The organism is Streptomyces sp. SID11385, assembly GCF_010548245.1.
Taxonomy (GTDB): Bacteria; Actinomycetota; Actinomycetes; order Streptomycetales; family Streptomycetaceae; genus Streptomyces.
Window position 1 is genome coordinate 1 of the sequence record NZ_JAAGLR010000066.1, and the last position, 226, is coordinate 226.

The following is a 226-nucleotide window of genomic DNA, read 5'->3' on the forward strand; positions in this document are numbered from 1 at the left end:
GCGAGGTGGAGGGCGCGGGCCGGGTCGGCCTGACCGGTCTGCCCGGTCTGCCCGGTTCCGGGCAGGGCGAGGACGCTGAGGACCACGCACGGCGTGTGCGGGGCGAGGCCGAGGGTCGCGGCGGCGGACGGGACGTCGGCGGTGCCGTCGATGAGGGCCCGTACCGCCTGGCCCCGGCGCGTCGAGCCGGTACGGGTGCGCAGCCGGTGGTGGAGCAGGTGCGGGG

General features: G+C 79.2%; 1 pseudogene. It reads right to left on the minus strand.

The features are described 5' to 3' along the window. Window positions 1-226 (minus strand): annotated as a pseudogene (locus tag G3I42_RS02395) (PucR family transcriptional regulator); the annotation flags it as partial.